This window comes from Acidithiobacillus marinus (genome assembly GCF_002847505.1).
In the GTDB taxonomy this organism is placed as follows: domain Bacteria; phylum Pseudomonadota; class Gammaproteobacteria; order Acidithiobacillales; family Acidithiobacillaceae; genus Acidithiobacillus; species Acidithiobacillus marinus.
The window spans coordinates 1-25159 of record NZ_MXAV01000048.1; the positions used below are offsets into that span (position 1 = coordinate 1).

General features: G+C 51.8%; 38 protein-coding genes, 1 pseudogene and 1 CRISPR repeat array. Of the genes and pseudogenes, 2 read left to right on the plus strand and 37 right to left on the minus strand.

All coding sequences use genetic code 11. The features are described 5' to 3' along the window. Positions 1-164: 164 nt before the first annotated feature. From B1757_RS15505 to B1757_RS12915, 21 genes are all read right to left on the minus strand, one after another. Positions 165-305 carry a hypothetical protein gene (locus B1757_RS15505; protein WP_172437714.1) on the minus strand — a complete coding sequence of 47 codons (141 nt, stop codon included), beginning with the start codon at positions 303-305 and terminating at the stop codon, positions 165-167. Positions 306-347: 42 nt separating this feature from the next. After that, the gene (locus B1757_RS12825; RefSeq protein WP_101538690.1) at positions 348-530 is read right to left on the minus strand and encodes a hypothetical protein; all 183 of its coding nucleotides are present in this window, start codon (positions 528-530) and stop codon (positions 348-350) included. Next, positions 527-694, minus strand: a complete 168-nt coding sequence (locus B1757_RS15510) for a hypothetical protein (protein WP_172437715.1) — start codon at positions 692-694, stop codon at positions 527-529. The genes B1757_RS12825 and B1757_RS15510 overlap by 4 nt, the downstream gene beginning before the upstream one ends. Positions 695-827: 133 nt before the next feature. Continuing rightward, complete coding sequence (locus tag B1757_RS12830) at positions 828-1328, minus strand: hypothetical protein (protein ID WP_101538691.1); 501 nt, start codon at positions 1326-1328, stop codon at positions 828-830. Between the two features lie 9 nt (positions 1329-1337). Then, the gene (locus B1757_RS12835) at positions 1338-1538 is read right to left on the minus strand and encodes a hypothetical protein (RefSeq protein ID WP_101538692.1); all 201 of its coding nucleotides are present in this window, start codon (positions 1536-1538) and stop codon (positions 1338-1340) included. Next, positions 1535-1840 carry a hypothetical protein gene (locus B1757_RS12840; protein ID WP_101538693.1) on the minus strand — a complete coding sequence of 102 codons (306 nt, stop codon included), beginning with the start codon at positions 1838-1840 and terminating at the stop codon, positions 1535-1537. Before B1757_RS12840 ends, B1757_RS12835 begins: the two co-directional genes overlap by 4 nt. Before the next feature lie 16 nt (positions 1841-1856). After that, positions 1857-2072, minus strand: coding sequence for a hypothetical protein (locus tag B1757_RS12845; protein WP_101538694.1), 216 nt, complete (start codon positions 2070-2072; stop codon positions 1857-1859). A 49-nt stretch (positions 2073-2121) separates the two neighbouring features. After that, positions 2122-2901, minus strand: coding sequence for a hypothetical protein (locus B1757_RS12850; RefSeq protein WP_101538695.1), 780 nt, complete (start codon positions 2899-2901; stop codon positions 2122-2124). 277 nt (positions 2902-3178) lie between these two features. Next, positions 3179-3370 (minus strand): hypothetical protein, encoded by a 192-nt coding sequence (locus B1757_RS15615; protein ID WP_143484268.1) that lies wholly within the window; start codon positions 3368-3370, stop codon positions 3179-3181. Next, positions 3363-5231 carry a BRCT domain-containing protein gene (locus B1757_RS12860; RefSeq protein ID WP_101538697.1) on the minus strand — a complete coding sequence of 623 codons (1869 nt, stop codon included), beginning with the start codon at positions 5229-5231 and terminating at the stop codon, positions 3363-3365. Before B1757_RS12860 ends, B1757_RS15615 begins: the two co-directional genes overlap by 8 nt. 42 nt (positions 5232-5273) lie before the next feature. Beyond that, a complete protein-coding gene (locus B1757_RS12865; protein WP_101538698.1) occupies positions 5274-5621 on the minus strand; it encodes a hypothetical protein in 348 nt (115 codons plus the stop codon). Positions 5622-5669: 48 nt separating this feature from the next. Beyond that, positions 5670-6044 (minus strand): hypothetical protein, encoded by a 375-nt coding sequence (locus B1757_RS12870; RefSeq protein WP_101538699.1) that lies wholly within the window; start codon positions 6042-6044, stop codon positions 5670-5672. Then, a complete protein-coding gene (locus B1757_RS12875; protein ID WP_101538700.1) occupies positions 6041-6349 on the minus strand; it encodes a hypothetical protein in 309 nt (102 codons plus the stop codon). Before B1757_RS12875 ends, B1757_RS12870 begins: the two co-directional genes overlap by 4 nt. Positions 6350-6366: 17 nt before the next feature. After that, positions 6367-6981 carry a JAB domain-containing protein gene (locus tag B1757_RS12880; protein WP_101538701.1) on the minus strand — a complete coding sequence of 205 codons (615 nt, stop codon included), beginning with the start codon at positions 6979-6981 and terminating at the stop codon, positions 6367-6369. A gap of 46 nt (positions 6982-7027) precedes the next feature. Beyond that, positions 7028-7219 carry a hypothetical protein gene (locus B1757_RS12885; protein WP_101538702.1) on the minus strand — a complete coding sequence of 64 codons (192 nt, stop codon included), beginning with the start codon at positions 7217-7219 and terminating at the stop codon, positions 7028-7030. After that, positions 7216-7425: a hypothetical protein gene (locus B1757_RS12890; RefSeq protein ID WP_143484269.1), complete on the minus strand. Its 210-nt coding sequence runs from the start codon at positions 7423-7425 to the stop codon at positions 7216-7218. Before B1757_RS12890 ends, B1757_RS12885 begins: the two co-directional genes overlap by 4 nt. Positions 7426-7479: 54 nt before the next feature. After that, a complete protein-coding gene (ssb, locus tag B1757_RS12895) occupies positions 7480-8013 on the minus strand; it encodes a single-stranded DNA-binding protein (RefSeq protein ID WP_101538704.1) in 534 nt (177 codons plus the stop codon). Between the two features lie 70 nt (positions 8014-8083). Next, a complete protein-coding gene (locus tag B1757_RS12900) occupies positions 8084-8338 on the minus strand; it encodes a hypothetical protein (RefSeq protein WP_101538705.1) in 255 nt (84 codons plus the stop codon). A gap of 312 nt (positions 8339-8650) precedes the next feature. After that, positions 8651-9481, minus strand: a complete 831-nt coding sequence (locus B1757_RS12905; protein ID WP_101538706.1) for a hypothetical protein — start codon at positions 9479-9481, stop codon at positions 8651-8653. A gap of 149 nt (positions 9482-9630) precedes the next feature. Then, on the minus strand, positions 9631-10089 hold the full coding sequence (locus tag B1757_RS12910) for an ATP-binding protein (RefSeq protein WP_101538707.1): 459 nt from the start codon (positions 10087-10089) through the stop codon (positions 9631-9633). Further along, the gene (locus tag B1757_RS12915; RefSeq protein ID WP_253253864.1) at positions 10046-11080 is read right to left on the minus strand and encodes a phosphoadenosine phosphosulfate reductase domain-containing protein; all 1035 of its coding nucleotides are present in this window, start codon (positions 11078-11080) and stop codon (positions 10046-10048) included. Before B1757_RS12915 ends, B1757_RS12910 begins: the two co-directional genes overlap by 44 nt. Between B1757_RS12915 and B1757_RS15855 the strand changes: the two genes are divergently transcribed. Beyond that, a complete protein-coding gene (locus B1757_RS15855; RefSeq protein WP_253253866.1) occupies positions 11021-11218 on the plus strand; it encodes a hypothetical protein in 198 nt (65 codons plus the stop codon). The two genes, B1757_RS12915 and B1757_RS15855, sit on opposite strands and share 60 nt — an antisense overlap. A 54-nt stretch (positions 11219-11272) precedes the next feature. Here B1757_RS15855 and B1757_RS12920 read toward each other — a convergent pair whose 3' ends face one another. The 3 genes from B1757_RS12920 to B1757_RS15515 form a co-directional block, all read right to left on the minus strand. Beyond that, a complete protein-coding gene (locus B1757_RS12920; RefSeq protein ID WP_101538709.1) occupies positions 11273-11557 on the minus strand; it encodes a hypothetical protein in 285 nt (94 codons plus the stop codon). A gap of 162 nt (positions 11558-11719) precedes the next feature. Continuing rightward, positions 11720-12073: a hypothetical protein gene (locus B1757_RS12925; protein WP_101538710.1), complete on the minus strand. Its 354-nt coding sequence runs from the start codon at positions 12071-12073 to the stop codon at positions 11720-11722. After that, positions 12054-12233 carry a hypothetical protein gene (locus tag B1757_RS15515; RefSeq protein ID WP_172437716.1) on the minus strand — a complete coding sequence of 60 codons (180 nt, stop codon included), beginning with the start codon at positions 12231-12233 and terminating at the stop codon, positions 12054-12056. Before B1757_RS15515 ends, B1757_RS12925 begins: the two co-directional genes overlap by 20 nt. A gap of 298 nt (positions 12234-12531) precedes the next feature. Between B1757_RS15515 and B1757_RS12935 the strand changes: the two genes are divergently transcribed. Continuing rightward, a complete protein-coding gene (locus B1757_RS12935) occupies positions 12532-13521 on the plus strand; it encodes a SprT-like domain-containing protein (RefSeq protein ID WP_143484270.1) in 990 nt (329 codons plus the stop codon). Between the two features lies 1 nt (position 13522). Here the strand turns inward: B1757_RS12935 and B1757_RS15520 are convergent, their stop codons facing one another. The 13 genes and pseudogenes from B1757_RS15520 to B1757_RS12995 all read right to left on the minus strand — a co-directional run. Continuing rightward, on the minus strand, positions 13523-13684 hold the full coding sequence (locus B1757_RS15520) for a hypothetical protein (protein WP_172437717.1): 162 nt from the start codon (positions 13682-13684) through the stop codon (positions 13523-13525). Positions 13685-13702: 18 nt separating this feature from the next. Further along, positions 13703-14509, minus strand: coding sequence for an RsmD family RNA methyltransferase (locus B1757_RS12940; RefSeq protein ID WP_101538712.1), 807 nt, complete (start codon positions 14507-14509; stop codon positions 13703-13705). A 108-nt stretch (positions 14510-14617) separates the two neighbouring features. Beyond that, positions 14618-14869, minus strand: coding sequence for a hypothetical protein (locus B1757_RS12945; protein ID WP_101538713.1), 252 nt, complete (start codon positions 14867-14869; stop codon positions 14618-14620). 123 nt (positions 14870-14992) lie between these two features. Beyond that, positions 14993-15895, minus strand: a complete 903-nt coding sequence (locus tag B1757_RS12950; RefSeq protein ID WP_101538714.1) for a phospholipase D-like domain-containing protein — start codon at positions 15893-15895, stop codon at positions 14993-14995. Further along, positions 15879-16133, minus strand: coding sequence for a hypothetical protein (locus tag B1757_RS12955; protein WP_101538715.1), 255 nt, complete (start codon positions 16131-16133; stop codon positions 15879-15881). The genes B1757_RS12950 and B1757_RS12955 overlap by 17 nt, the downstream gene beginning before the upstream one ends. Next, on the minus strand, positions 16130-16735 hold the full coding sequence (locus B1757_RS12960) for an SGNH/GDSL hydrolase family protein (protein WP_101538716.1): 606 nt from the start codon (positions 16733-16735) through the stop codon (positions 16130-16132). Before B1757_RS12960 ends, B1757_RS12955 begins: the two co-directional genes overlap by 4 nt. Before the next feature lie 273 nt (positions 16736-17008). Then, a CRISPR array of direct repeats spans positions 17009-17810; the repeat unit is 24 nt; unit sequence TCAATCGCCTACGCGGCGATACAC. A 138-nt stretch (positions 17811-17948) separates the two neighbouring features. Further along, positions 17949-18572 (minus strand): type I-F CRISPR-associated endoribonuclease Cas6/Csy4, encoded by a 624-nt coding sequence (cas6f, locus tag B1757_RS12965; protein ID WP_172437718.1) that lies wholly within the window; start codon positions 18570-18572, stop codon positions 17949-17951. Between the two features lie 14 nt (positions 18573-18586). Then, entirely contained in the window at positions 18587-20890 is a 2304-nt protein-coding gene (locus tag B1757_RS12970; protein WP_172437719.1) for a helicase C-terminal domain-containing protein, read from the minus strand. A gap of 529 nt (positions 20891-21419) precedes the next feature. Continuing rightward, positions 21420-22499, minus strand: a complete 1080-nt coding sequence (locus B1757_RS12980) for a hypothetical protein (protein WP_143484271.1) — start codon at positions 22497-22499, stop codon at positions 21420-21422. 18 nt (positions 22500-22517) lie between these two features. Beyond that, on the minus strand, positions 22518-23336 hold the full coding sequence (locus tag B1757_RS12985) for a hypothetical protein (RefSeq protein WP_101538721.1): 819 nt from the start codon (positions 23334-23336) through the stop codon (positions 22518-22520). Continuing rightward, positions 23321-24010: a Csf3-related protein gene (locus B1757_RS12990; RefSeq protein ID WP_101538722.1), complete on the minus strand. Its 690-nt coding sequence runs from the start codon at positions 24008-24010 to the stop codon at positions 23321-23323. Before B1757_RS12990 ends, B1757_RS12985 begins: the two co-directional genes overlap by 16 nt. Positions 24011-24105: 95 nt before the next feature. Continuing rightward, positions 24106-24288 (minus strand): A24 family peptidase, encoded by a 183-nt coding sequence (locus B1757_RS15860; RefSeq protein WP_253253863.1) that lies wholly within the window; start codon positions 24286-24288, stop codon positions 24106-24108. Positions 24289-24297: 9 nt separating this feature from the next. Further along, positions 24298-24947, minus strand: a pseudogene (locus tag B1757_RS12995) (prepilin peptidase); the annotation flags it as partial. Positions 24948-25159: the final 212 nt, after the last annotated feature.

Consider the following 25159-nt stretch of genomic DNA (forward strand, 5'->3'; position numbering starts at 1 on the left):
ATTATTGGCAAAGCTCCGGTCGTAGAAGAAATGACCCGTCAGAAACTCGGTCATCTCCTTTTTGGTCTTTTTTACTTCCTTTTTGAACATGGTTGCTCCTTATGAGAAAGGCCGCGTGAGCGGCCTGTTATGTTGATGCAAGAAAACCCGATTAGGTCTCTTTTTTAACCTTTGTGTGTGGTGTGGTGATCGTGCTGTTTCTTTTTCAGGTCATGATTGCCTATAAGCACAACCAGCACGGCCATGATCACGCTCACCAGGGCTATGGCGGCACCTCCCAGCATGAGTTGGTCCGGTATGTTCATTTGAACTCCTGGGCAATAGGTGTGGTGATGCGTGTGTTTCGGTCAATGCTTGGTGAATCTGTGGCGGAATTCTTCATCCGTCACAAGTTTGTATGTAATACTGGCTATAATGGCAACAATACCAAATATAGCGGCATACCCTAGATCCTCGGTGTTACCGAACAAAACCGCTATTCCCATAACAATGAGAATGCAGTTACCGACGAATGTTCCTAAGTCGTTCATTTTTTCCCACCTTTACGGTCAATGACCGTAAGAATGATAGCAGCCATGCCAAGTATGGTTGTCGCGGAGATGGATATGGGATCCGCGCTGCCTGTAATGCCCATTTTAGCAAGGCTGGCGATGGCTGCATAGGCCGAGTGCTCGGCTATGCGTTTGATGTTCATAAAGTGTCCTTGCCGAGCATCGGCGTATAACTGGCGTCCCAAAAGAAAGGGCACCCATGGCCGCGTCCGGACTCGTGGGTGTTTACTGCTGCCCACGAGTGGAGAGGGTCGGTTCAAGTCTGGAAGCTGGCCATCATGTTGGGCAGGTGTAGTCGATCAGATAGACCGCCTGTACTTCTGCCTGTTTGTCCGCATCCATGGCTTGTTCCACAGCATGCGATTCCGTTTCCGCCAGGCACTCAAAATAGCCGTCTGAAAGTACAACGCGGAATTTTCGCAATGCGCGATACCCATGCGGGTAATCAACTCCGTATAGCAGTTGATTTACAGCCCGGAGTATCACTGTTTTGCACGACTCTGGCAGGATTTCATAGCGCACATATCCATAGCCGGTAATGCTATGCCTTTTGAGCCAGTTTGCGGGCACTGCTAAAAGGGGGTATTCCGTTTTCCCCTGCTCCGTGAAGGGCGTGGCGTGCAAAAAAGAAAGGTTAGTGTTGGTTGGCGAATCGAAAACAGCCATGTATTGTGCATCTTTTTTTGACACCCAGAATTTCAAGCTCGGGGTATCAAACTCAAATACCATGGCCGCATGTTCGCTTGAGTTGCGCTGCGGTTTGATAATGATTCCCACAATATCCTCCTAGTGCCACGTTGGGCCAAACTCGAAAAAGTCCGCCGCTCTTTCGAGTGTTGCGGCCAGTTCCGGGCGGCGTACAGCTTCGTGACGCAGCGCTTGCGCGGCGGGGAGGTTTTCGTCCAGCAATATTTCTATCCGTGGACCATTTCCCGAGATGATGTGGGCAATTCTGCCGATTTGTGACTGATGAATGGAAATGTTCATGGATTTTCTCCTTGAGAACAAGATGGTGTTGATCGGTCTTTTTTACTCAAAATTTCGTATATGATTTTTTGAGTAGCCAAGCGGTCATGAATGGAGGTCGATAAGAGTGGATCGCAAGTGTCTTTCCGTTGACACATCACGATTAGCATGGCCTTCCAGGCTATGCTTTCTGCTTTGTAATCTGGCTCGATGGAAAACTTTACCCATTCCCGCGCTTTACGATACGCGGTTTTCCATATCGGCTTCGTTGCGTTGTAGTGTCCAAGCCCAGACCTGCGCGGCAAGCCCAATTTACTGCCCATTAGCTTTCTCCTTGACTTAGATGCGCAGCATTTCAGCGCAAAGCCGCTCGTAGTAGTGTTCCATGAGCGTCGGGCTCAAATCGGATGGGCTTTCTTCGGATTTCATCCCCAATGTCAGCTCATTTCTTGCTGCGATTCGTAACGCGGTATTGATCCGGCTGCCCGCTTCTGCGGTCGACATCTCTCCCGCATCGCGGATTTTTTCGATAAGACGGGCTTCTTTCATAAACATCAAGGTCTCCTTGTCAGAAAGGCCGCATTGCGCGGCCTTGATGGGGTTGTTAAGCGGCGCGTTTGAGCACTTCGACCTTGGCAATGGCCCAGTTGTGGTCATCCACCATGGATTCCACCACCTCCGCCATCTGGTCGAAGTAAAAATCATCTACTTCGCTCAGCACGTCCCCTTCCTGACTGATCAGTTGGGCGAAGTAGCTGTCGGCGGCGTAGTTATACTTAAACTCGAAAATGCCGCATGCCTTCTGGTTGTTGATGTGGAACCGGATGCGTAATCCTTCCGGGCCATGTTGATCATCCAGAATTTCCGGGATCTGTGGATTCGATAAACCGGCGTCTGCGAGCATCTGCGCACAGGTGTGCCCGGTTTTCTCCGACTTGATATGCTCAAGCTGTTCCACCATTTGCATCAGGTTGATGTGTTCCTTGAATGCTTCCGGAACGGGGATTTCCACCTTCGGGTTCAGGGTGAATTTTCTCACGGTGATCCCTTCCGGTCTGATTTCTTCTTCGACGATTCCATCGAGACGGCGCCCGTCAAAGGTGTGTCGGGCGTATGGTGTGACGGTGATTTTCATGCCGGGCACGAGGTCCTGGCCATGGTTAGGTAACGTGTGGCGATCTATGACGATAAGAAAGCTCTCGCGGCCACGCTTCACGCCTACAAAATCCTCATCGCAGGCGAATATGTTTCCGGTGAATGGTTTGTAATCCACGGCCCCATAGGTTCCGGCAGGCTGCTTGTCGGTGACCACGATCCAGCTGAACCGCTTTACCTTGGCCAGATGGGCGTGCTGCTTGAGGAATACCTTGGCTTGTTCTTTCATTACTTGCTCCTTTTCAGAAAAGGGGCAGGCACGATATTCCCTTTCGGGACGTGATCTGCCCCGGTAGGGTTGGTCTAGCATGTGCTAGTTGTTGCGTCGCAGAATCCCAGGCTGCAATTTTCATCGAAAGATGATGGGTGGTAAGAAGCTTTATTGTGTATTCATGCAGAGAAGTTGTCAATTTTTCATCTATTTTTATGCTGGTTTGTTTGTGTATTGTGCAATACACTTCTTCGCCCAAAAAAAAGAGGCCCGGAGGCCTCTTTTGTATCGGTGGTTACTGCGCAATGATCCGGTAGTGGTGCTGATTTACCCGCGCCAAGCGAAGCCCTGCGCGATGCAGGGTTCGCCGAGCGGCAGAAATATCCGGGAAAAAGTTCTCCCCGAGTATGCTGCAAGGTGCGTCACCGAAATAACTGATCCAGGCGCTATTGATTTCTGAATACCGCAAAACCATGTCGCTACTCATCGGGCTGAATCCGACTCAAGTAGGCTGTTTCGTTCAGGGTTTGCGTCCCGAACTCGACGGCCGCCTTGGTTTTTTTGGCTCCCGGTTTATCGCCGATCACCAGCAGTGTTGTGCTGGCATTCACGGCAGACTGAATTTTTGCACCCAGTTGCTCGGCCTGCTTTTCCAGGGCCTTGCGGTCCGCAGACTGAAAAGTGCCGGTAAAGACCATCTTTTCATTTTCGAGCGGCACAAATCCTGACGCCTGACCCTGATCCATGGTATGGATGATGTGCAGGTGGCTTATGACCTGGTTGATTTCATCCAGATTCAGGGAAATGCTCTCGTAGATGCTTTTGGCCGTGATTCCGCCAAAGCCTTCTATACCCGCGATAAAGGCTTCACTGATGAAGTTCATCCCGCCTATCCGGGTGTGCCGTAAAAGCCGTTTGGCATCGCCACGGCCCAGGTGCCGGAATCCGAAAGCGGCTAGCGCACGCCAGTCATCGACCGGCGTTCTTTTTCGCTTTTCTATGGCTTTTTCCAAATTTTTGGCGACCCCGGAGCTGATGCCCCGTTGCTCCAAAGCGTGGGCACTAAGGGTGAATATCTCGCTGTAACGCGATATACCGCCCTCTGATACCAGTTTTTCCACCACTTTCGGGCCAAACCCATCGATTTCGAGCGTTTGGCAAAAGTGTTCCATAGCCCCTTCTACCTGGTCCTGACACTGCAACCCGGCATCGCATACCAAAGTTTCACCATCCCACTGTAGTGGGTTTCCGCAGCATGGGCAGGATTCTGGGAGATGGATGGTTTCGGCGGGCTGTATGACCGCCTCAATGGCCGGGATCACTTCGCCGGAACGAATCAGGCGAATAACGGCCCCTTCGCCCAGCTTGTCTTTTTTCACTGTGGCTGCATTGTGTGCCGTTACGCGGCGGATGGTGGCGCCGGACAGATTCACCGGGTCGAGTTCCAATACCGGCGTGACGCGTCCGGTTCGACCCACCTGCCAGGTAATGCTCTGGACCACCACTTCTGCCGTTTCACCCTTTTGCTTGTAGGCAATTTGCCAGCGATGAAAGCTGTTTGTGGCGCCCATGTGGGCTTTAATACGCGGGTCCGTGACCTCGATGACGATGCCGTCCGTCCGATACCGGCAATGGTAGCGGAGGTCATGGAAAACTTCGGGGAGCTTTTCCATGAAGAAGCCGGCATCCCCCAGGAATTTTCCTGTTTCCGAGTAGGGCACAAAGCGCATCGCCTTGGCTTCGGCGGCCATGCGATGGTGCTCGCCCATCTCGTCACAGGCGATGAAGCCGACCATGAAGTTGCGGGGATGCTTCAACTCGCGGCCGGCAAAGGTTTGGCCTTCCAGATGCTCACGGAAGTACGCTTCATCGACCACGATTTCCCCGTCACACGCCATGGCCGTGTGCTCTCCTTCGATCACGAGGCCTTTGGCCAAGGCGTCGGAAATATCCTGCCCTTCTGTGCCGTTACCTCTTGTGTAGAGATGCCCTGCGCCGTCATAACGGCCAGACAGCCCATCCAGTTTTGGTGTGGCTTTGAAAAGCACCTCAGATTCTGGAATGCCAAGTTCCTGCGCTACAGCTATGACGTTGGCCATGAATGCCTGAACCTCTTCGACGGAGTAGGCCTTTTTCGTCGATAGCATGGGGGTTTTGTGGCGTATCTTCTCTCCGGAAAAAACGCCTTCCGGTTCGGGTTCTACCTGGTTCAAAAAGGGATGCTCAGGGGCTATCTCCCGAGCTTGTTCCACTTTCTGGTCATACTCGGCGTCATCCATGATGGGTTGGCCGCTGCGGTAGGCGCTGTTGGCATTTTCTATTTCGGCAAAAATATCTTCAATTTCCATGCTGTTTCCTTGTGCCGGGCGGGTGCCCGGCCTTTTGAGTGGTTAATTTAAGGCGGATGGGTCAAGCATCCATGTGTACGGCTTTTTGCCATACCCGGGGGTGCTTGACGATGAATCTGTCGATGCATATCGCGTTGCGAGGTTCACGTGAGAGATGCCATATTCTTCAGACCAGTATTCGTGACCATGGAGATGTATCACCCAATTCCGAAAAGCGTCGCCCGGTGCGTATGTGCCATTGGCGATGGAGTCGTCCAAGGCATCGTTGGTGATGCCGATGTCGTCTACGCTGGCATCTAAGACCCCGGACATACTGCTTACCACGTCCTTCAATTCCTCTTCTACTGCCTGGTCCTCGTAGAGAACCTTGATGGTTATGACCTTGGCCATAGCTTTGCTCCTTTTCAGTGAAGCCGCCTTGCGGCGGCGTAAATGGTTTTACTGCTCCAGATCCTGCACTTCGAGTTGGAGCATCTCCTCCGCATAACTGCCGGTGTGTCCAACGGCCAAGCTCTCCAGTACGATGTCCTCCCCGTAGGGATCCTTCTGTAAGGGTAGCGAGCTTCCTTCGACGTCGTAGTCGGCCACCAGTACCTCTAAGCCCTCAATGGCTTTGTCGGCGAAAACGCCTGTGACCAGCCCGCCCTGCATTACAATCATCATTTTTGTTTTTGATTCAGCGGTTTTCTTTTCGCTTTGCAAAAACTGGAACAGGCGGTTGGCTTCCGGCAGAATATCTTCCTTAACCATTCGGCCTGCTTCAAGATCGTCGGCCAATTCCATCAAGAGATGGTTAGCTTCATGTGCATTCATATATTGTCCTCCACGGCGTATCCGCCGGCCAATGAGTCGTATCCGTTATTCAGAAAAAGCCGCAATGATGGGCCGCGAACATCGTCCACCAAGCGGTATGACAATGCCAATCGGCCGCAGAGATTTTTGATCGCTGCTTCGGTTTTTTCCAGATTCCGGTCCACCTGTTCTCCGTTCAATTTGCGGATCAGGTTTTTCCGGTATTTGGTGCCCAACAAAATGAATTGGGAGGCTAAGCGTTCGGCATTGCCTGAATTCGTTCGGAGCGTTTCTGCCAGTGCTCCGGTGAGTTCCTGTTTGTTCATTTTTTCTCCTGTAAAAATTAAATACCGCCCATTTCAGCGATCGATTGGGCGGTGTTGTCGCCCACAACGATGTGATCCAGCAGTCTGATGTCTATCTCTGCCAACAGGGATTTCAGCTTTTTGGTTAGGCTGATATCCGCCGATGATGGATCGGCAAGCCCTGACGGGTGATTGTGTGACGCGATAACGGCTGCGGCGTTGACTCGCAGACCGCTCGCCAGAATTTCCCGGAACTTGGGTTCGCAACTGTTTATTGTGCCGATAAACAAGGTTTCCACCCGGATGAGTCTGTGTCGAGTATCCAGCCAGGCGCAGGCGAAATTCTCCCGTTTTTCTCCAGCGAAGTAGCTGATGAACAGCTCTTTTGCGGTTTCCGGTTTTTCAAAGACTGGCATCTCCTGTGCCTGTAGTTGCAAAATCCTGGAGATAATCTCCGGTATTGCTTGCCACTTTTCGTTGGTGTGGTATTGGCCGCGATTATCGTTGATTTGGTCGCTGACACGATCATGGACCGCCTCGCGATGCGTTTGATAGCCCATAGCAGTGGCTACATCCCGCAGGCACATATTTGCCGCTTGCGGCCCGAAAGCCGTTGTGATCAATTCCTGATCGGTCATGATGTTCGGTTTCATGAATGCTCCTTGTGAAAAAAGCCACTGGTTAGAGTGGCTCAGTTGATTAGTGTGGTTGATGTTTGGAGGGAAGCTGCTCTACAAATTCCGCGAATCTTCCCCATGTCTTGGGGTTTTTGCGAATATTGTCGAGCAATTCCTCCCGTGTAAGCCCGTCATCCACAAACTCCAGAAAGAGATTGTTGATGGTGGCGTTTATGACGCGTTGGCGCTGGTGTTCCCGCTTTTCTTGATTCATTGCGGGTTCCCCAGCTTGCCGAGAAACCCTGAAAAACGTCCCCAGACTTGCGGACGGCGGGCAATCAACGCTTCCAGATCACGATCAGTCATGGGGTTCACCTTGTCTGTGATGGCTTCCATGAATGCCTGATTTTCTTTGGCAATTTTATCGCGTGCCATACAATACATCTGCATTTGGGAACGCGGCATAGGCTTTGTCTTCATTTTTACTCCTTGTATGAAAAGCGGTGCATTACACACCGCTGTTGTCTTGGATAATCAGAAACGGACGCGCTTCAACAGCTTTCCGAAACCGTCGGTTGTTTCTGTAAAATCGCCTTGGGCAAACGGGATATCATCAAAATCATCGTTGTCGATAGGCGGGTGGTTGTTTGCTGGCCCGGCATTGCCGCGCGGACTGTTTTGTTGTCGGGCGTCGTTACGGCTTTCACGATGACTTTCACGGTCTCCGTTACCGCCTTTTGCCGACCCAATCAGCTGCATACGATCGCAGACGATTTCGGTCGTGTAACGCTCTACCCCATCGCGGTCTTCCCATTTACGGGTCTGCAGCCGCCCTTCAAAATAGGCGGTGCTGCCTTTTCTGAGGTATTCTCCCGCGACTTCGGCTTGTCTTCCGAACAGGACGATCCGGTGCCATTCGGTTCTTTCATTGGAATTTCCATCCCGATCTTTGAATTTCTCGGACGTGGCCACGCTTAAGTTTACGATGGCCTTGCCTGATGATGAATAGTGCATCTCCGGATCTTGCCCCAGGTTGCCGAGAATGATTGCTTTATTGACTGCTGCCATTTGTTGCTCCTTTTGCTGTTTGCAGTTGATATTTTACACCTTTTTCGCGTAAAAATGCTGTTTCTATGCCTTAATACGCGGTGAAGAACGCCTTTATTTTATGGCGTATGTTTGGGCTGGCGGAGTAGGCGATCGCTGTGATTGCGCCTACCATGCTGGCGACGATGAGGAATCCTACCAATTGGTCGGTGTAGACATAACCGAAAACCATCTTCATAGGTACCCCTGCTACTGTGTGCAGTACCCATCCACCTATGGCGGTTATAGCCAAGAGGGTGAGGAATAATGCGGCGATGGCCAGTGCTGCTTTTGCTGCATCTTTCATGTTTAACTCCTTTTGAGAACGCGCACGATGTTCCCCTGGCGGTGTGGCCAGTTGAATGCGTGTGCTGATGGTAAATCGTCTGTGAAACAGACGTAGAAATGATCCCGATTCAGTCGCTGTTAGTGACTGGTTAGGATGTTGTTGCGTCGCTATTTCCCAAATAGCGGTTTGTTTTCATCTGAAAACTGGGTGGTAAGAGCCTTGATGATAGTGGATGTTCTGCGGGTTTTCAATGTGCTTTTGGGCGCAAAAAAACACCAACACGGTTGTGCTGGTGTTCAATCTGCCGCAAAATCGGTGCTGCGCTGGGTATTAGTAGAAGTTGTAGGCGACGCCGAGCTGCAATCCAAAGTGATTGGTGGAGCTGGGCGGTTCCTGCGCAGCGATGATGTCCGGGTTACCGTAAACCGGAGCTGGCCCGCCGGTGTAATTGAAGTGGGTATAACTTAACCCGCCGTAAATATGCACATTCTCGGCAACCGCATAGTCGGCATCGAGGCTGAGTTTTTCTTCGCCACTGGTGCCGAACTTGGCTCGGCCAACACCTGCAACGTTCCCCTTAACTCCGCCCCCGACGATTGCCATGAATTCCGGGGTAGCCGACAGGACGAGATTGCTGGTCGGGGCATACTGAAATTTCGCACCCAGGCCGACCAGTCCGGCGCCGTAATCTTCCGTGTAGCCGCCGGGGCCAATCAGGTCACGGTTCCAGTGTTGGTATCCACCCACTACATAGGGGGTCACCATCATGTCGTTACTGAGGGTCATGCCCATACCCACACGTCCGGTCACGTTGTAGATGGTGGCCTTGTCCGTGGCAGTCACGGGAACGTCGCCGTCACCGGTTTGAACGGCACCGCGATAGTTGATGTTACCGGCACTGCGATTGAAGTGGATGGCGACATAAGCATTGTTCAGGCCCATTAGGTTTTGCATCAGCGAATACTTGACGCCAAATCCCGGCATCCATCCGGACTCTGTATCGGACGGGCCAGGGGTGATGTGCTCCTGGTAGTTCATCAAGGTGCCGGTCGCGGCGATGCCGATTTCATTGTTGGCCTTAAGAATGGCGGTGTTGGCGAAAGCGGCCCCGGAGAATCCTGCCAGTACCAATACTGCTGAAATAAGTGCGGTTTTCTTCATGAAATTTCCTCGTATATAGCCAGTGTTCCCTGTGAACACGATGGTCAATATATCATAAAAAACGATCTCCTCATGAGATGTTGTAAAATTTTTCATATAATGATGGGTGTTTTATGGCGATATGCGCCTTATTTATGCGCCATCTTGGGTCACGCATCGAAACTGTCTGCGATTTTTAGGTATTTTTCTTTATTCTGAATGCGCTGCAGTTCGTCCCGGATCTTTTCTCCGTCCCTTCCGCCATTTCTCCGTAGCAGGATGAACAGGCTCTCGGAATTAAAGTATTCGATAGCGATGTCCGTGATCCCCATTTTTTGCAAATCGTTCATATCGTCTTGAATCTGGGCGGTATCGAGATTGCTACCGTCCAGAATGATGACATTCTTGCCCAGATTTGCCCGGATCGTCTTGAGCCATTTGTCCCGTGCGCGGTGTTTTGCCTCTGGCGTGGGGATGATTGCTATATCGAGATTGGGGTGTTCTTTTTGGGTTTGGTTTGCCCAGGTGGTTTTGCCGGACGCGGTAACGCCTACGGTGAAGATGACCAGCGGCCTTGGGTCCTGGTCACCATGCGAATTGGAGCTGCTCTCCTGATGGGTGGTGTGCAATGTACGGTTTTCCTTTCCCTGCGCTTTTTTCAATGTTTCGTTGCATGAGTTCGTGGTATCTGGCCTGCACAGACTCTCTCGTCAGGTAAGCCGCGTTCAGCCCTAACAGGTCTGATATTTCCTGCCGTATCCTGGCGAGCTTCCGGGCCTGCGCATCGTCTGGTATCGCGGTTGGCCAGCCTTTCACATATAGAATGCTGCGAGGTATATCTGCTTCCAGCTGTTGCCGTATGGCCGCCTTTTCCTTGGCCTCCTGAACAGCGCCCCGCTTTTCCTCGCTCAACAAGCCTGGTGCCACATCCGCCAGCCACCGCGATCCCTGAAAAGCATAGGTCGAAACAATCTCCAGGTCCACCATTTCGCGGTATATGTCGGCATTGTCCTGGCAAGCGGCTGAAGCGGTCATATCCTCTCCAGAAGACATGATGCAAAAAGCGCAGCTGATACGGCTCATGCCGAACCGTGTGTAGCCTTCGTGCAAATCGAGTTGCTGTGACTGGATCTGCCCGATAACTTCTTCGAGGCGCCACTCAATAATCGGATTCCAGTTCATTCCCGCCAATCCCTTTCTTTCAAGCTTTGGCTGTATGCTGGCAATGGGCATTTTTCGGCGGTTGGCGCTTTCTTCACGACGAATGCCGGCGGCGTTGATGATGGGCTGGTTCGGGAACCGTTTTTTCAGTGCGGAGGTGATGACGGCCACTTTCAATTCGGATGTACAAAAGCGCATGGAGGGGGTGCTCCACGGCAAAATCATCTTCACACATTCCAGTTGTTCGTAACGGCCGACGTTATTGCTCCAGCGGCCCAGCCAGCGATCCATCATATCCCCTGCTTTTCGCCGGACGACCATCAGCTCCCAGCCCAGGTTTTCGGCCAGTCGCTCGCAAGTGGGGAGGCTGTCTTTCCACTCCACACGGCCGAGATCCGCGTGGATGAGCAGCCTTGGTCCTTTGTGGCCCACCCGGTCCAGGTGCTGGGCTACAGCGATGGCACAAGCCTGGGAATCTTTGCCGCCCGAGACACCAACAGCCACCACGGCATCATGTTTAATCAAGTGCGTGATTTCTGGCGTGACGGCCACAAGTGGATTTGTTTTCGTGATCTGGTTTTTAGGAAAAAAAGATAATACTGTGCTCATTGTTCCCCCTGTTCGAGTAATATTGTTTTCTATTTTTGTTTTTTATTTTCTATTTTGATCGGTGACATCAGTTTTGAAATCGGACGGCAGTTGCACCCGGAATCTCTCAAAATCCTGGGCTGTGGCCGGGCGCAGATGCTCCGGCTCCAGCAGCACCATCCCCTGCATCCGGTCTGGCCCGCCATTCCGTATGTCGCCCTGCAAGACCCCTAGCATGTCTGGCATGTTATCCTGCTTAGGTAACACATAACCCAGCGTGTTTTCGCTTTGCACGACATATTTGATGTTTTCCCAATATTCGTGTGATTTGTAGCTTTCTTTATTCACGGTTGTTTTCTCTCCTGCGTTGATAGAGCATATTACTTATAGCTCGTTTTTTTATTATACGCGCAAATAACCGCTATATTTTTAATGCACATTATTTTGCAGAAAATATTTTCTGCAGCCCGCCCACATTGCATGGGCGATGCCGATGATTGAGAAATCGTGTTAGGGTTTTCTCATGGGTACTGGCTTCAACCCGGCCTTCGCGGCGATTGCTGCGTTCAGCAATTTTCCGTTGGTGCCGATGATCGGTCCCGGGATGATGTATTTTCCATCCAGGCCGAAAGACACCTGTTTCTTGCCCATTTTGTTTTGGGTGACCAAACCGGTCAGCCCGTTGATTCCCGTGGGTACGGTTTTCACTAGCTTTAATCGTTTGTGCGTCAGACTTTGCACGATTTGGGCGTATCCTGTCGATGTCGGGTTGGCGGCCGCCAATGCCACGGATGACGTTGCGCCGATCAGAATCAGTGAGGATGCCGCGCCTAAAAACACTTCCTTACTCCGATTTTTCCACATAAGGTTCTCCTTGGTTGGTGTAGTGCATCTTTTCTTGGCCTTGTACCGTGTCGCGCGCGGTGCTGGCTAAGTCTTTAATTCTTGTTGCTGAGCTTCTTCCCGGCTTCTTCTTGGCCTTGCCTGGTATTCCTCGCATATCCTTGGCGCCATGGGATAGCATGCGCCGTACCCTTTTCGTGTGTTTGGATCTGGTGGTAAGCCCTGCCTGTCTGCTCGGCCGCCATCTGTCACCCTATCCATGGTCAGTCGGCAAAAACCTACGCTGAGCCTTTGTTTGCCCCGCTGAAAATGCTGGCATCTCCCGCAGATCACCCGTTCTGATTGGTCTGGCATGTTCTTAAATTAAAGCTAAAATCCATTATATTGATAGGTTATATATCCTGAAAAGTCCTTATAATTTGCTTGTAACATTTTATTTTTATAAAATCAAATCTATCTTGTTATTTTGAGGTTATGCCATGTCCGCCTCTGTTTCAGCTGAAACCCCTGCCGGTGACCAGTCTGTCTCTACCAAATCGCCATCCTCCGATCGAGAAACGCCAAGGCCGGTGGCGCCCACAGAACAAGCCTATGGGGAGTTGCAGAGCGCTTTCGATCACTTTAATTTCACCCTTTTCGTCCCGTTGCTGGACCACGCCATGCCAACCTGCCTCATCACGCTGCAGCGTGAGCGCCGCACGCGCGGTTATTTTTCTTCCGAGCAGTTTGTCGGGCTGGACGGGACAACCTTGATTGATGAAATTGCCATGAATCCCTCTTACTTTGCTGTCGAATCCATCGAGGATGTGCTCTCCACACTGGTTCATGAAATGGTGCACGGGTTTCAGTATCATTATGGTTCCCCAGGCCGGGGCCGTTACCATAACAAGGAATGGGCTGTGTTCATGGAGAAACTGGGTTTAATGCCCAGCAGTACCGGGCGTGTTGGCGGAAAGCGGGTTGGCGAGCACATGGACCACTATATCCTTGATGGCGGCCCGTTCTACCGTAGTTGCGCCGATTTGATTACGCAGTCCTTTCGCTTGAGCTGGTTTGACCGTTATCCACCGGTCGGCGCGGATGATGGTGATTATGTGGATCTGGATGATGCCGTTGATCTGGACAATGACGACAGTGGGTTGCGCTATTATGCGGCGCCTTTGGACGTGTCTGGTGACCCAGATGCATCCGGTGACGGTGAAGCGGACGCTTCTGGTCATGATGCGCATGCGGCATTTGTCGGCCCCCCTTCCCCGCCTAGCGGAATGCTTCTGCGAAAAGCCATCTTAACGCCAGGTCCTGCTGTGCCGCCATCAGGCATTGTGTTTCCTACCGGCGACGAACAGAGAAAATCTCACCGGTCGAAATACCGGTGCCCGGGCTGCGGTATGCAGCTGTGGGGAAAGCCCGGGCTGAAAGTGTTGTGCGGTCATGATAGCTGTGGGCAGGCACCGCTCACTGAATTGTGAACTATTCTGGCTCTGCCCGTGTTCGCTTTATGCTACAGGTTTCAGACGTGCCGGTTTCCCCTTCCCCGCTCACAATGATGACTTTGGGGCTTTTGGTTAAAAACTCCGCCAGTTTTTTTTGCGCGACTCCCCCACGGATAAGGTCTTCTATGTTCTGAATCATGATATTAACTCCCTATATCTATTGGCAAAACTCCCAAAAATCCCCGCGTGCTATGTCTGCTTTATCCGGCTTTATGAAGTGAGCTACGACCGTTTCCACCTGAGTGCCTTCAGACTTAAAAGTGCCTTTTGGCAATGGCTCAATGATTCCATTGTATGTTTTTACCATGGCTCTGAAGTCTTTATGTTTTTTGTTGGTGTTCGTTGCTACCCCGGCACTCATGATACTCGTGATAAATCCCCCGTCTTTTACCATCTGCGCTGCGTGCAAGATGTGGGTGATGTCAGCGCTGTTGGCAAAAGGCGGGTTGGCAACAACCGCGTCAAACAGGCCTCCCAGATCATCGGCGGTCATATCGAGAAAATCTCCCTGATGAATATGGACGTTTTCAAGGTGAAAAAAGTTTTCCCTCAATACATCCACGTTAGGTCCATACTTTTCTACGGTGACGATCTCGCCGGCGTTGTTGTTTAAGGCGGCTGTGATGATTCTCCCGTGACCGCCGTTGGGCTCCAATACGCGCAAACCCAATGCCGATGGGCCATACAGAAAAAGATCTTCGGCCAGGGTCTGCGGGGTCTGAAAAAAGCCAATTTCCTGCTGGATGGACTTTTTTCTTTCGGTGAACCCCTGCTGTAAAGCAATCTTAAACTCTTCGGAATACTCCTCTGGGATGATGTGCGATTTTGTTTTTTTGTCCCATTTGATATTGTATTTTGCGAGTATTCGCGCTACCTGGTTGTAAGTGTCTCTGGTGAGTTGCTGCTCCATGAAGAGTTGGTTCCCAGTGATGGGCGACATTCTGATGGCTTCCACTGCGTTCATGTGGGTTTTCTCCTTGTTAAATAGCCTTCTTTCGATGGCGATTGACGATGCTTATATCAAGCTTCTCCTGCGTAATATTATACCTCAAGTTTTAGTTGTTTTTTCTTTTTATGACTTGATATCCGCTTTTTTAATTTGCTTTAGGCAACGCTTGCACGTTACTTTTACTTCGTCATCTGAAGCTTCCGGCAACTGGCCTGCGCCAGAAGTGATAATCGGTATCTGAGTGCCGCACAGCGTCTCGGCCGCGTTTACAGTCCAGTGCCATTTGGAATACTGCATGGTAAAAGCCCTGGCTTTTTTACGCTGCGCCCACCGAACAGCATGGGATCTGCCGGTATCTTTGCACAGTCTATTCATTCAGTTGCATCCTTTTTAGCGTGAGTTTATTATAATTTATTTTCTATTGTCGTTTTTATTTTTTAATCTTTATTAGGAATCCGGTCGAAAGATTGTCAACCGGATTTTATAGCTACAGTTTTTTTACTGGCTTAAAGGTGCAGAGTTTTCCCAATCCCGGGCAAATGTATCCCGTAATACTTGCAGGTTTCCCGAGTTGTGCAATATGAGCCCCATTTCTCGGTTATCCATTAAGCTCACCTCCGATAGGTTCTCCGACCCTATAAAAGCTTCATTATTCGTGCAAATCATTTTGGGGTGGTCGTAAAGTGGTTTTACTGGCATCAGGCGGACTTGAACACCGTGGCTTTCCAGCCATTGCGCATTCTTCCGGTCTTTGGACGATATGCTCGCTGGTAGAATGATTCGCACATCATGACCTTTGGCCGCAATGGCTTCCAGTGCGGCACGATCGTCGCCCAGCTCTTCCGATTCGATGTCAATAGGCCCCGGCTGATGGATTACGGAAAGAATTTGCTGCTGAGAGGTGCCTGGAGACAAAACCAGAACGCGATGTGCCCATTCCGGAGCATGGGTGCGCGTCCAGTCGGCATTGAACACGCTGTTCGCCGCTTTGACAATCGTAGGATTGCTGGTCACCACCATATAATCGCGATTGCGGTGGAAGTCGCTCCAACCGAAGTTTGGGGAGCCGATTTCACAGGTGCTGGCCGTGCAAATTGCCTTCTCGTGCATGAATGCCCAGTGATAACCATGGGACGTGAAGCGGTATGGTGCCCATTTGAACGCGGCGCCCGTGGCCACGGCTTCCTGTTTTTCTTTTTGAACTTTCCATGCGGGCATTTTATAGGGTTTCTTTTCCAGTATGATCCGGACATGGACCCCCCGTGCTTCGGCCGCATGCAGTGCATCCAGTATCTTGCGGTCGCTCAAAAAATAGACTTCGAGATTGACTTCTTTTCGGGCGCTCTGGATCAGACGGACGATGGGGGTAACGCCGGCATTGGGTTCAACATACACATGCATGATCTATTTCTCCTTGGTTGTGAGTGTGTACGAAATTGACAATTTCCTGGTTGGAGTGGAGTTGCCGGAGGTCGATGCTGGTCATGTGATAAGCATGGCGAGCGCGTTTGTGGTGTTCCACGCCGATGATTTGTGCGGGGCGATCACCCAGCCATTCCAGACATCGATTGAGGTTTTCCGTGATGAAAACCACCGGATAACGGTTGTTTTCCCCGGATTCTATGCAGATATAGCTCATGACGGTTCTCCTTGGCTGTCTGGCGTTTGTGAATGAATAACCTGCTGCAGCTCTTCCGCTATGGCGGAAACCATGACCTGGATACCGCGCCAGTTGGGGTGTACACGATCCACCCAAAAATAGCCCGGGTGGTTGCGGCTCAGAAGATCCCAACGAACCAGGTGCACGTTTGGATGGGTTGCGGCAATATGTAAATAAAGATGCTGGACTTCTTTTTCCCACGATCTCGGCATTTCCGGCATGACCAGCAAGATTTGCCGATGTCCCGCGAGGCGTAGAAAAGTCCGCATGTTTTGTGGTGTCACGGCGCCATTGGTGCCGAGCTCCAGAACCACGTAATCAACGTTCCTGGTTAACCCTGTTTTCTGCAGTTCTTCCCATATCGGGATAGCGGATGAAAACTGGCGCCCTACGCGCCCATCGATCAGTGCATTCGGAAAAACGTGCGCAAAATATCCTGACCAGCCTGTCAGGATACTGTCACCAATGATGATGAGGCCGGTTGGGCCATCTTCCGAAAAGCGAACCACAGAGTTTTTGTCCAGGACGTAGCTTGGTTTGGGTGCCTGTGTAAAGTCATTTCTGGCATCGACCAATGCCATACGATCCAGGTATCGCTCTGCCGCGTGTGGTCGCGCGGCTGCAATGGCAGGACTTGCTAACAGTGGTATACACGCTATTGCGGAAAAAAACAGTGATATGCCGATGTATTTCCTTATTTTCATCCGCAGGTTTTTACAGATTTTCTTCATTTAAACTATCTTTTTTATGCTGACAATGCTTATATAGTACATGAAAAATAGTCAAAACATGAAGTTTTCGCCTACGCGGCGATGCACAGGAGATGCCGGGTTTCTGGCTTGAGCCGGATCCTATCAATCGCCTACGCGGCGATACACGGCGTCGCCCTGGACATCATCCCCTCAGATACCCTTTCAATCGCCTACGCGGCGATACACGCTGGATAAGATACTGCCCTCTCACGGTTTGCCCTCTCAATCGCCTACGCGGCGATACACAGTAGATGCCGGGTTTCTGGCTTGAGCCGGATCCTATCAATCGCCTACGCGGCGATACACACTTAATCGCCCCCTTGTATATCCCCCCGGAGCCTATCAATCGCCTACGCGGCGACGCCCAAAAATGTGCGCCAATATGAATCGGCTCTTGCCTCTCAATCGCCTACGCGGCGATGCACCAAATTACACTCTCACTCGACCCGCGCCAGGCCCTCTCAATCGCCTACGCGGCGATACACCTCAAGCCGTTGGGCGCAGACGCCGCCGCCAACCTACCAATCGCCTACGCGGCGATGCACAAATCATCCAGTCGTGCAGCATCCAACTGTTCCCTACCAATCGCCTACGCGGCGACGCACCTCGCGCGGTATTCCCACACTGAGCCAGAAAACCTCTCAATCGCCTATGCGGCGATATACCATCTCTCCTTGACGCAAAAAAGCCCTGCGACCTCTCAATCGCCTACGCGGCGATACACAAGTCGCGAGAATCCCGGGCAGCCAGCAGAGCCCTCTCAATCGCCTACGCGGCGATACACGATTCTAAATTTTCTCGGAACGTCCACCTTTCCCTCTCAATCGCCTACGCGGCGATACACGATTCTAAATTTTCTCGGAACGTCCACCTTTCCCTCTCAATCGCCTACGCGGCGATACACCGTAAATCTATGTGTAAAACGCTCTGCAACTACAGTGGCTTGCGGTGATTCTTGTCTGCAACACTTTGTTTACGCTTGTCTGGCATTTATTTTTAGTATTCAGCATCTTGTGCTTGCTGCGGATTTGCAAGGTGTTCTCTATCTGTTATCAGGCAAACATGGCAGAGCAATCGTCTGGGTGGCTCTCGATAGCCCGTAACCGTTGGGTTCGCCGCCGCCCGACGACGTGCCGGTGAGCACCTGGCGGTCTACGGTGAGCCGAAAACGCTGCCCGCTCGACGATGCCATCATCAGCACGTAAGGCTTGCCTTTAAGGTCTAGCGCGCGACGTTCCCATGCTTGTTTTTGTAAGGCTATTGCCTGATCCAGGGGAATACTTTTCCGCGTCTTCGATACACCCGATGGGAGCCTCAGCATCATAAACGCCTCCCATCCCTGGATGGCTTCGTCCGGGGGGGCATGAAATACTGGAGACAATACGCAGCTATAGTCGCTCTCAGACATAAGGTTGTCGTGCATTTTTGTGCCGCTTTCCGGTGTTTCTGTGAATATGCGTAACACATCCCCAAATCCCGGCGCTCCACGTTTTTGCATCCAGTGCGGGAAGGCGACAGCAAACGGAATATGGTGATGTGCCGATAGGCGATGCACCGATTTCCAAAGAGCCCCCAAACGGTGTGAAGCGTGGGATGGTCCAGTCGTGGTTTCTGTGTTTCTGGGCGCCGATAGTAGCTGTATATCAAAATAGTTTTTTGGGTGCATTTTTTCGTCCTTTCCTAAAACACCAGATGCAAGGTTTCTTTTGTGCTTCCGGACTGCCTGGTTTTCGGGGTTTCCGGCGTGAATGTCCCCGTCCTCGTGGAAAACAAGCGCGCGTGTTCCAGGTCCCATCTGAAGCGTTTGGGTATGGCATTTTCTATGCCCGCTCGTAACGGTGATGCGTGCGGCATGACGCGCGGATCCCCCAGGCTGCACGGATAGGATGGTAGACCAAACCGACTGTCCGCTATCCATACGGTTACGCAGTCTTCTGATCGGCGAATGCCGCGTCCGATGCCTTGCCTCAGCTTGGAAATCATCAGGCGCTTGTTGCTGGCATGCAGGATTTTGCGGGCCGCCTCCGGGTCATATTTTTCCATGAGGATCTGTTCGTGCAGACGGTCAATCGGGGCGATGGGTAATCGCGCGATCATGAGGTTCTGGAATCCACCTGGCAGGTCGAGCCCATCCCATCCGCCTGCCGAAACCAAAATACTCCCCGGGTTTTCCCGGCATTGATGAGCGCACATGGCCATGTTTTTTTCTGCTGACTGTGCAATAACCCGGCTGTCATGCCCCGTTGCGGCGATATGTGTCGCAATTTTGTCCACATCTGCGATAGTCGGCGTGAGTATCAGCACACCTTGGTCTGCGGTGGATTCCGTAAGCATGGCGTCGATCATGGGGAAAAGATGTTGTTTTTCCCATTCCGGATTGACGAAACCGTCCTCTTTCTCGCTTTTTTCGGAGCGCATGGTGGGCGGGGTGTCCATGGATAGTACAAAACGCATCTCGCCGAACTTTTCTGGCTCAAATATGGGAGGGTCACGCACATCTTCTACCATCAAAAATGGCTGTTTGTGCCAGGCTTCTTTTCCTTTTTCTTCATTCTTTTGGAAAAGACCGATGCTGCTGGGTTCCGGCATCGTTGCGGATATAATCACCGCCCCCCACAAACGGCTACCTTTTGCATCCTCGATAGCCGCTTTCCCGGGATAATGTCGCCAATACCGGGCCACCAGTCGGCCGGGGTTGGCCGTGGACATATGGATAGATGGCCTGCGGGTTTGCGCTGACCAGGACATGCCTGCGACCATCTGGTATGGATTGCCCTTTAGTTGAATATCGAGATAGTCTCCGATGACGTCGCATGTGCTGTACACGTCCAACAGGGCTAGTCGCGCATCTTGGGACATTTTCGCTGTCTTGACGCCTTTGATGCGCTGCAATAGTTGCAGATATAATTCCTGTAACCCTTGCTTCATCAGGAATTTTTGTACCGTCATTCCGGAGTTGCCCGGCATCGTTTGATGATCCAGTATCATTTTTTCATCGGAGTTGTCATCAACGGCATTCACGGCCATTTTTGCCGCTTCGCGAAGCTCCCGAGCCTGTTTCACAAGGGCTGCATCTATTTCCCCTACCGACTGGCTATGGGCGTTTTCCAGGGTGTGTACCAGCCGATGCAGGGATAATGTTCGGCTGGCCAGGCTGTCGCCGGCTTCCGGCAGCCGGTGCGCTTCGTCAAAAATCATATAGCGGATTTGTCTATCTTCCGGCACATTCTCTGTGTCCTGGTCATCCGGTTGTTCCGGATTGTCCAGTATCGCAAACCATCGCCGCGCATTCAGTAAGGCGGCCGCGTGGCTCATCAGAATCACGTCCGCGTTTTTGGCCTGTTCTATTCTGGATTGATAGGCTGCCAGCGTCCTGGCTTCCTGGTATTCGCAGGCGAGCTCTTTGTCTGCTTTCCCGGGGATTAAGGGGTCATGTTCATCGACCCCCAGCGCCTCTTTCGCGTCCACCATCAATCCACTGGTCGTTTTTTTGTTGAGCCACTGCTGCAGTTTTTTGAGTTTTTTTTGTGTCATCTTGTCGGCCTGGTCCGAGCTGTTGGCCAAGGCCCACTGGACCGCCTGCGGAGAAACAAACTGTGTGGCTCCACAATATTCCGCTACGGTCAGGGTGATACCCGTTGTATTGGCGACCGCACGGATCGCTGCGGGCAAATCCCGTTCGGCTGTCTGGCGGCGCAGTTGTGTAGTATGCGTCGCATACCCGCAGCGGATTTTTTGCCCCGCCAGATGATGGCGGGCTACCTGATCGAGCATGGGGATCAGTGTGGCCAGTGTTTTACCAATGCCGGTATCCCCTTGTGCGGGCAAAATGGCGCAACGTTCCCCGCGTAAGGCGTCCGCCTGGTCCATACAGGCAAAAACCTGCTCGGCTAATCCCTGTTGCGGGGCGCGTGGCCGGTAATGCATCGTTTTTGACAGAATACCGTCCTCGCCGAAATAGTGCCGGGTTTTTTCGGTCTCCATGTTCATCCATTTGCGCGGGAAACCCCGGCGTTCAGGCCGGGGAGGGATAGCGCGGCAGGTGAAGCCTGCCCCATTCCCGCATCTCCTTTTTGCAATGCTATCTTGGTCCATACATATCCATACCCGTCCGCCCGCTGAATCCGCGCCCGTTTCTCCGAACACGGCATCAGCGGTTTCTTTCTTCTGTCCAAAACAAATACAGCCATTGACTGCTCCTATGCCCTTACAGGGTGTAACCCTTACGGGCGACAAGTCCTTACGGACGCTTGTGACGCGGAAGCTTTCGCTCCCATCTCCCCTCGGGGCTGTGTGATACCGGCTCCTACTGTTACCAGTAGCGGCAGAGACCTTCGGCGCTTTCCCTTTCGCCCTTACAGGGTGTAACCCCAGCATGATGCCTGCCTTGCAGAGCCTGGGACTGAGGAAGCATCCCAGGGTGCGTCTTACCGACCTGTATCCCACGCCTGCACATTACCGCTTGTGCCCCCTGGTCAACCCAGCTTGCGTACTGCCTTGCAAGCTCCGGCCTTTAGGCCGGGGTAGTTGACGCCTCTGGCCCTCCTTTGGTGGCGGATTTCTTGTCGGATCTTTGGGCGGTGCCACTGATGTCATACTGGTCCAATCTCTCCGTAAAGGCTGCCATAGCTTCCTCGAAGAGTGTTCCCGTTATTTTCGGCGCTTCAAAGGGGGTGACGCTGATTGTTGCGTTGTCTTTCCCCGTGCTTTGCCAGGACGCGCTGTACTCACCGAAACCCAGGGCTTTGTGCCCGCCCAGATAGGGGTTGTTCATCGCGTCCTGTCCGATGGCATGCAGCAGCAATCCCAGTTCTTCCAGTGTGGCGTGCAGTAATGTGAAGCTCGTTTCAAAACTTTCTGCCACCACATATTCAAAACGGTCTTCCAGCGGATGAGACACGGCATTTTCGTCGGTCAGTTCTTTTCTCTGTTTTTCGTAGGCCTTGGCTTCCGCGAATTTGGCCTCTTTTTCTTCGCCGGCGGGCAATTTGGCGGCTTCCCGCCGTGCCTGCTTTTCCAGATGGCTTAAACGTGTCCTTTCCTGGTTGATGGCTCGTTTTTCCTGGAGGTCCGCTTCCAGTGTTTCATGGCTGACTAATTCCATGATGGACTGTGGATCTCTCATGGCGTCGTCTGCACGGGTGCCGCCGAATTTTCCGATGACGAACTGATGATCTTTGGGAATGGCATTTTGGATGATGACGTGTCCGGCGGACATTTTTCCGGCAATGTTTGATGATCCAAAAAGACCACTGACCGGATCACGGCGCCGGGCTTCCTGGTAGTCCAGAATGGAACCGACTGCCGCCCCTGTCGTGAGGTCTCCCCCGACGGCCGCATAGTAATAGCTGTTAACATCCGGCAGACACCTTCCCTGTTGCTCGACGATGTACTGTACGGCCGATCGGCGCCAGCCAGCCTTGATCTGTTGTGATGGGATGAACGGCATTTCTTCCAGAATGCCCTGCTGGTTGACTGTTTTGATGCGCGGCAGCGCGATTTCCCGGCGGCTGTTCGGCCATTGCGTGGTAAACCCCCCGGGAATCCGGATATGTCCGTGCATCTTCATCGTGACTGTTTTTGATGCTTTCACTGGCTTTTTCTCCTGTATTCAAAAATAGGTTTGTAATGCGAAAGGGCTTAACTGGTGGAGGTGTCGCAGGTTTGCGCGATCCTCTTCCGTGAGTGCATTCACTTTTTTCAAGAATGCTTCCCTTTTCTTCTCTTGGTCTTTTTGGTCGTCGGTGTTCTGCAGTGCTTTGGCTTGCCTTAACAGGGGCAGTAACGACTTGTAGTAATTTTCGTAGGCTAGCATTGCGCCTAATGCGGCCCAGCTTTCACGGGTATCTTCTATGGGTGATTCTTTGCTGGATGGGCGGTATTCCAGGAAGGATTGAGCGATGCTCCATTCCGTGTGCAGAAGGGTGTGCAGCAATGGGCTTGGCGATCCTTCCCGAAGTAGCCCCCACCAGTACAGTGTGCCTTCCGGCAGTGCCAGCACATCCCGGATGGATTGCGGAGCGATTTCCCGGGTTCCTATTCGTATGGTCTTGTCGCGCGTCACCGCTCCATCAAAAAACACCACATCCAGAATGTCGGCCGCATAAAAACGTAACTGTGTCGGTGTAACGAGCAATCCAAATCCGGCCCCTTTGCCATGTATCACGGAGATACCCTGCTTGATGGCGGGTTTGCCTATGTCTGAATGGCGCGGCATTTTGGCGCTCAGGCAGAAACAGGCGGCGCACTTTCCGGCCCCTTTGCCGGTATCCTGCGTTCTTTTGAATGAGGGACCCTGGCCGCATTCGCTACAGCCGCCCGGAGCGTTTTTTACGCGATCTTCCGATAGCATCTGTTGCATATAAGGGGTGAGGTGTTCACGTAATACCGATAATACCGATGGGATTTGGTTTTCTATGGGATGACGCATATTTCCCGTTCTCCTGACAAAAAGTAAGGCGGGCGCGTATTTCTGTGCCCGAGACGCTGCTGCTGTTCCATGTGCCCGTATCGCGTGGCCCAGAGATCCACAGGCAACGCCCTTGCCGGGCGTTGGCCATCAGGGTGTATCCAAGGGTCTGTATCCTCAGCCAGAACAGATATCCGGGTCTCGCGCACCGTGCCGTATCCTTTTCTGGACCATTTCCCCAGCGCCGGTATTTCGTGGGCCATGTCGGTCAATGCCGGGAGATCGTCTGTCTCTGCGAGAAAAAACACCTGGGGAATCCAGCGGGCCGTTATGGCATCCATTTTTGGTTTGAACGGATGTTTTCCCTCCAGTTCACTCCGCTTTTTGCGCGGGATGGATTGGATGATGTCGTTTTCTTGGAAAACATCCTGATTATTGGTTCTGAACAGCGTCTTTTGATGTTGTATTATTCGATCTTCAAACTGGGTGCCCTCCCATAAGAGCTGTGAGCATCTGTAAATACCGCTGCCACCATCGATGACAACGGGTATGGGGTAATGTGCCATTCCGGGTATAAAACCGCCGCCTGCACGTTCATCGGCAATGGCCAGCAGTAGCGCATCCAAATGTAACGGTTTCGTTATGATGATGGGTGAATCCAGAAGGAATTCTATTTTTACTTGCATATTTGGCATATTACATCTCTTAATGCGTTTTGTTATACGCATGTTATCATATTTTGCTCGTTTCTATCTGTTCATTTTTGAATATATAACCGTGTTTATGTCACTCAACTCCCCAGCAAATGCAGGTAGCCCTGCACAATTTCATTGGGCCAGAGCAGCATCAACCAGCCCCCCAGGGCCAGATAGGGGCCAAAGGGAATGGCATAATCCCGCCCCTTGCCGCCCAGCAGAAAGGCCACAGCCACCAGGCCTCCACTGACTGCGGCAATAAACAGGGTCAGGAACACCGCCTGCCAGCCGAGCCAGGCACCAATCAGGCCGAGCAGTTTGAGATCCCCCCACCCATGCCGTGTTTTCCGGTCATTTTCAGATAAGCGGTGGCCAGCAGCCAGAGACTGCCATAACCCAGGACAATGCCGAGCAAGGCATTCCAGGGCGTGGTCAGGGCCAGTCCCGGCCAAAACAAGGCGGAGGCGTTGATGAGCAACCCGAGCAGCATACCCGGTTTGGTGATGCGATCCGGGAGGAGTTGGGTTTCCAGATCAATCAGCGTCAACGCCAGCAATATCCAGGTGAACAGCAACGCGGGGAGGAGGGACCAACGTAAACTCATTGCATGGTGTATGGCCCACTGCCAGGCCACTATCACGCTGAAGATGCCGGTCAACAGCTCCAGTGCCGGATAGCGCCAGGCAATGGCGCTGCCACAATCGTGACAGCGGCCGCGCAGCAGCAACCAGCTGAGAACGGGAATATTTTCCCAGGCACGGAGCACATGGCCACAGTGTGGACAATGGGAGGCCGGACGAATGACCGATTCGCGCCGGGGAACCCGATGCACCACCACGTTGAGAAAACTGCCAATGAGTAGTCCGTAAATTGCTGCTAAAAAATAATAAAACCAATAAAAACCATCTTCCATTGTTACCAAAATTGGTTTCCTCATTTAAATTTTGATTGAGCAGCAATTAAAGTGAAAATATTACACTCTTATTTTTGCTTAGTTAGCTTGCAATTTTCAAAATACATTATAACATTCTATAACTATTGTTAATATTGGATTTAAGTATGAATATTTTTAAAATTTTCATTTATGTTATTTGTTTTAGCTATAATGCTTATTTGATATTTAAGCCTGTCACTACATATGATTGTTGG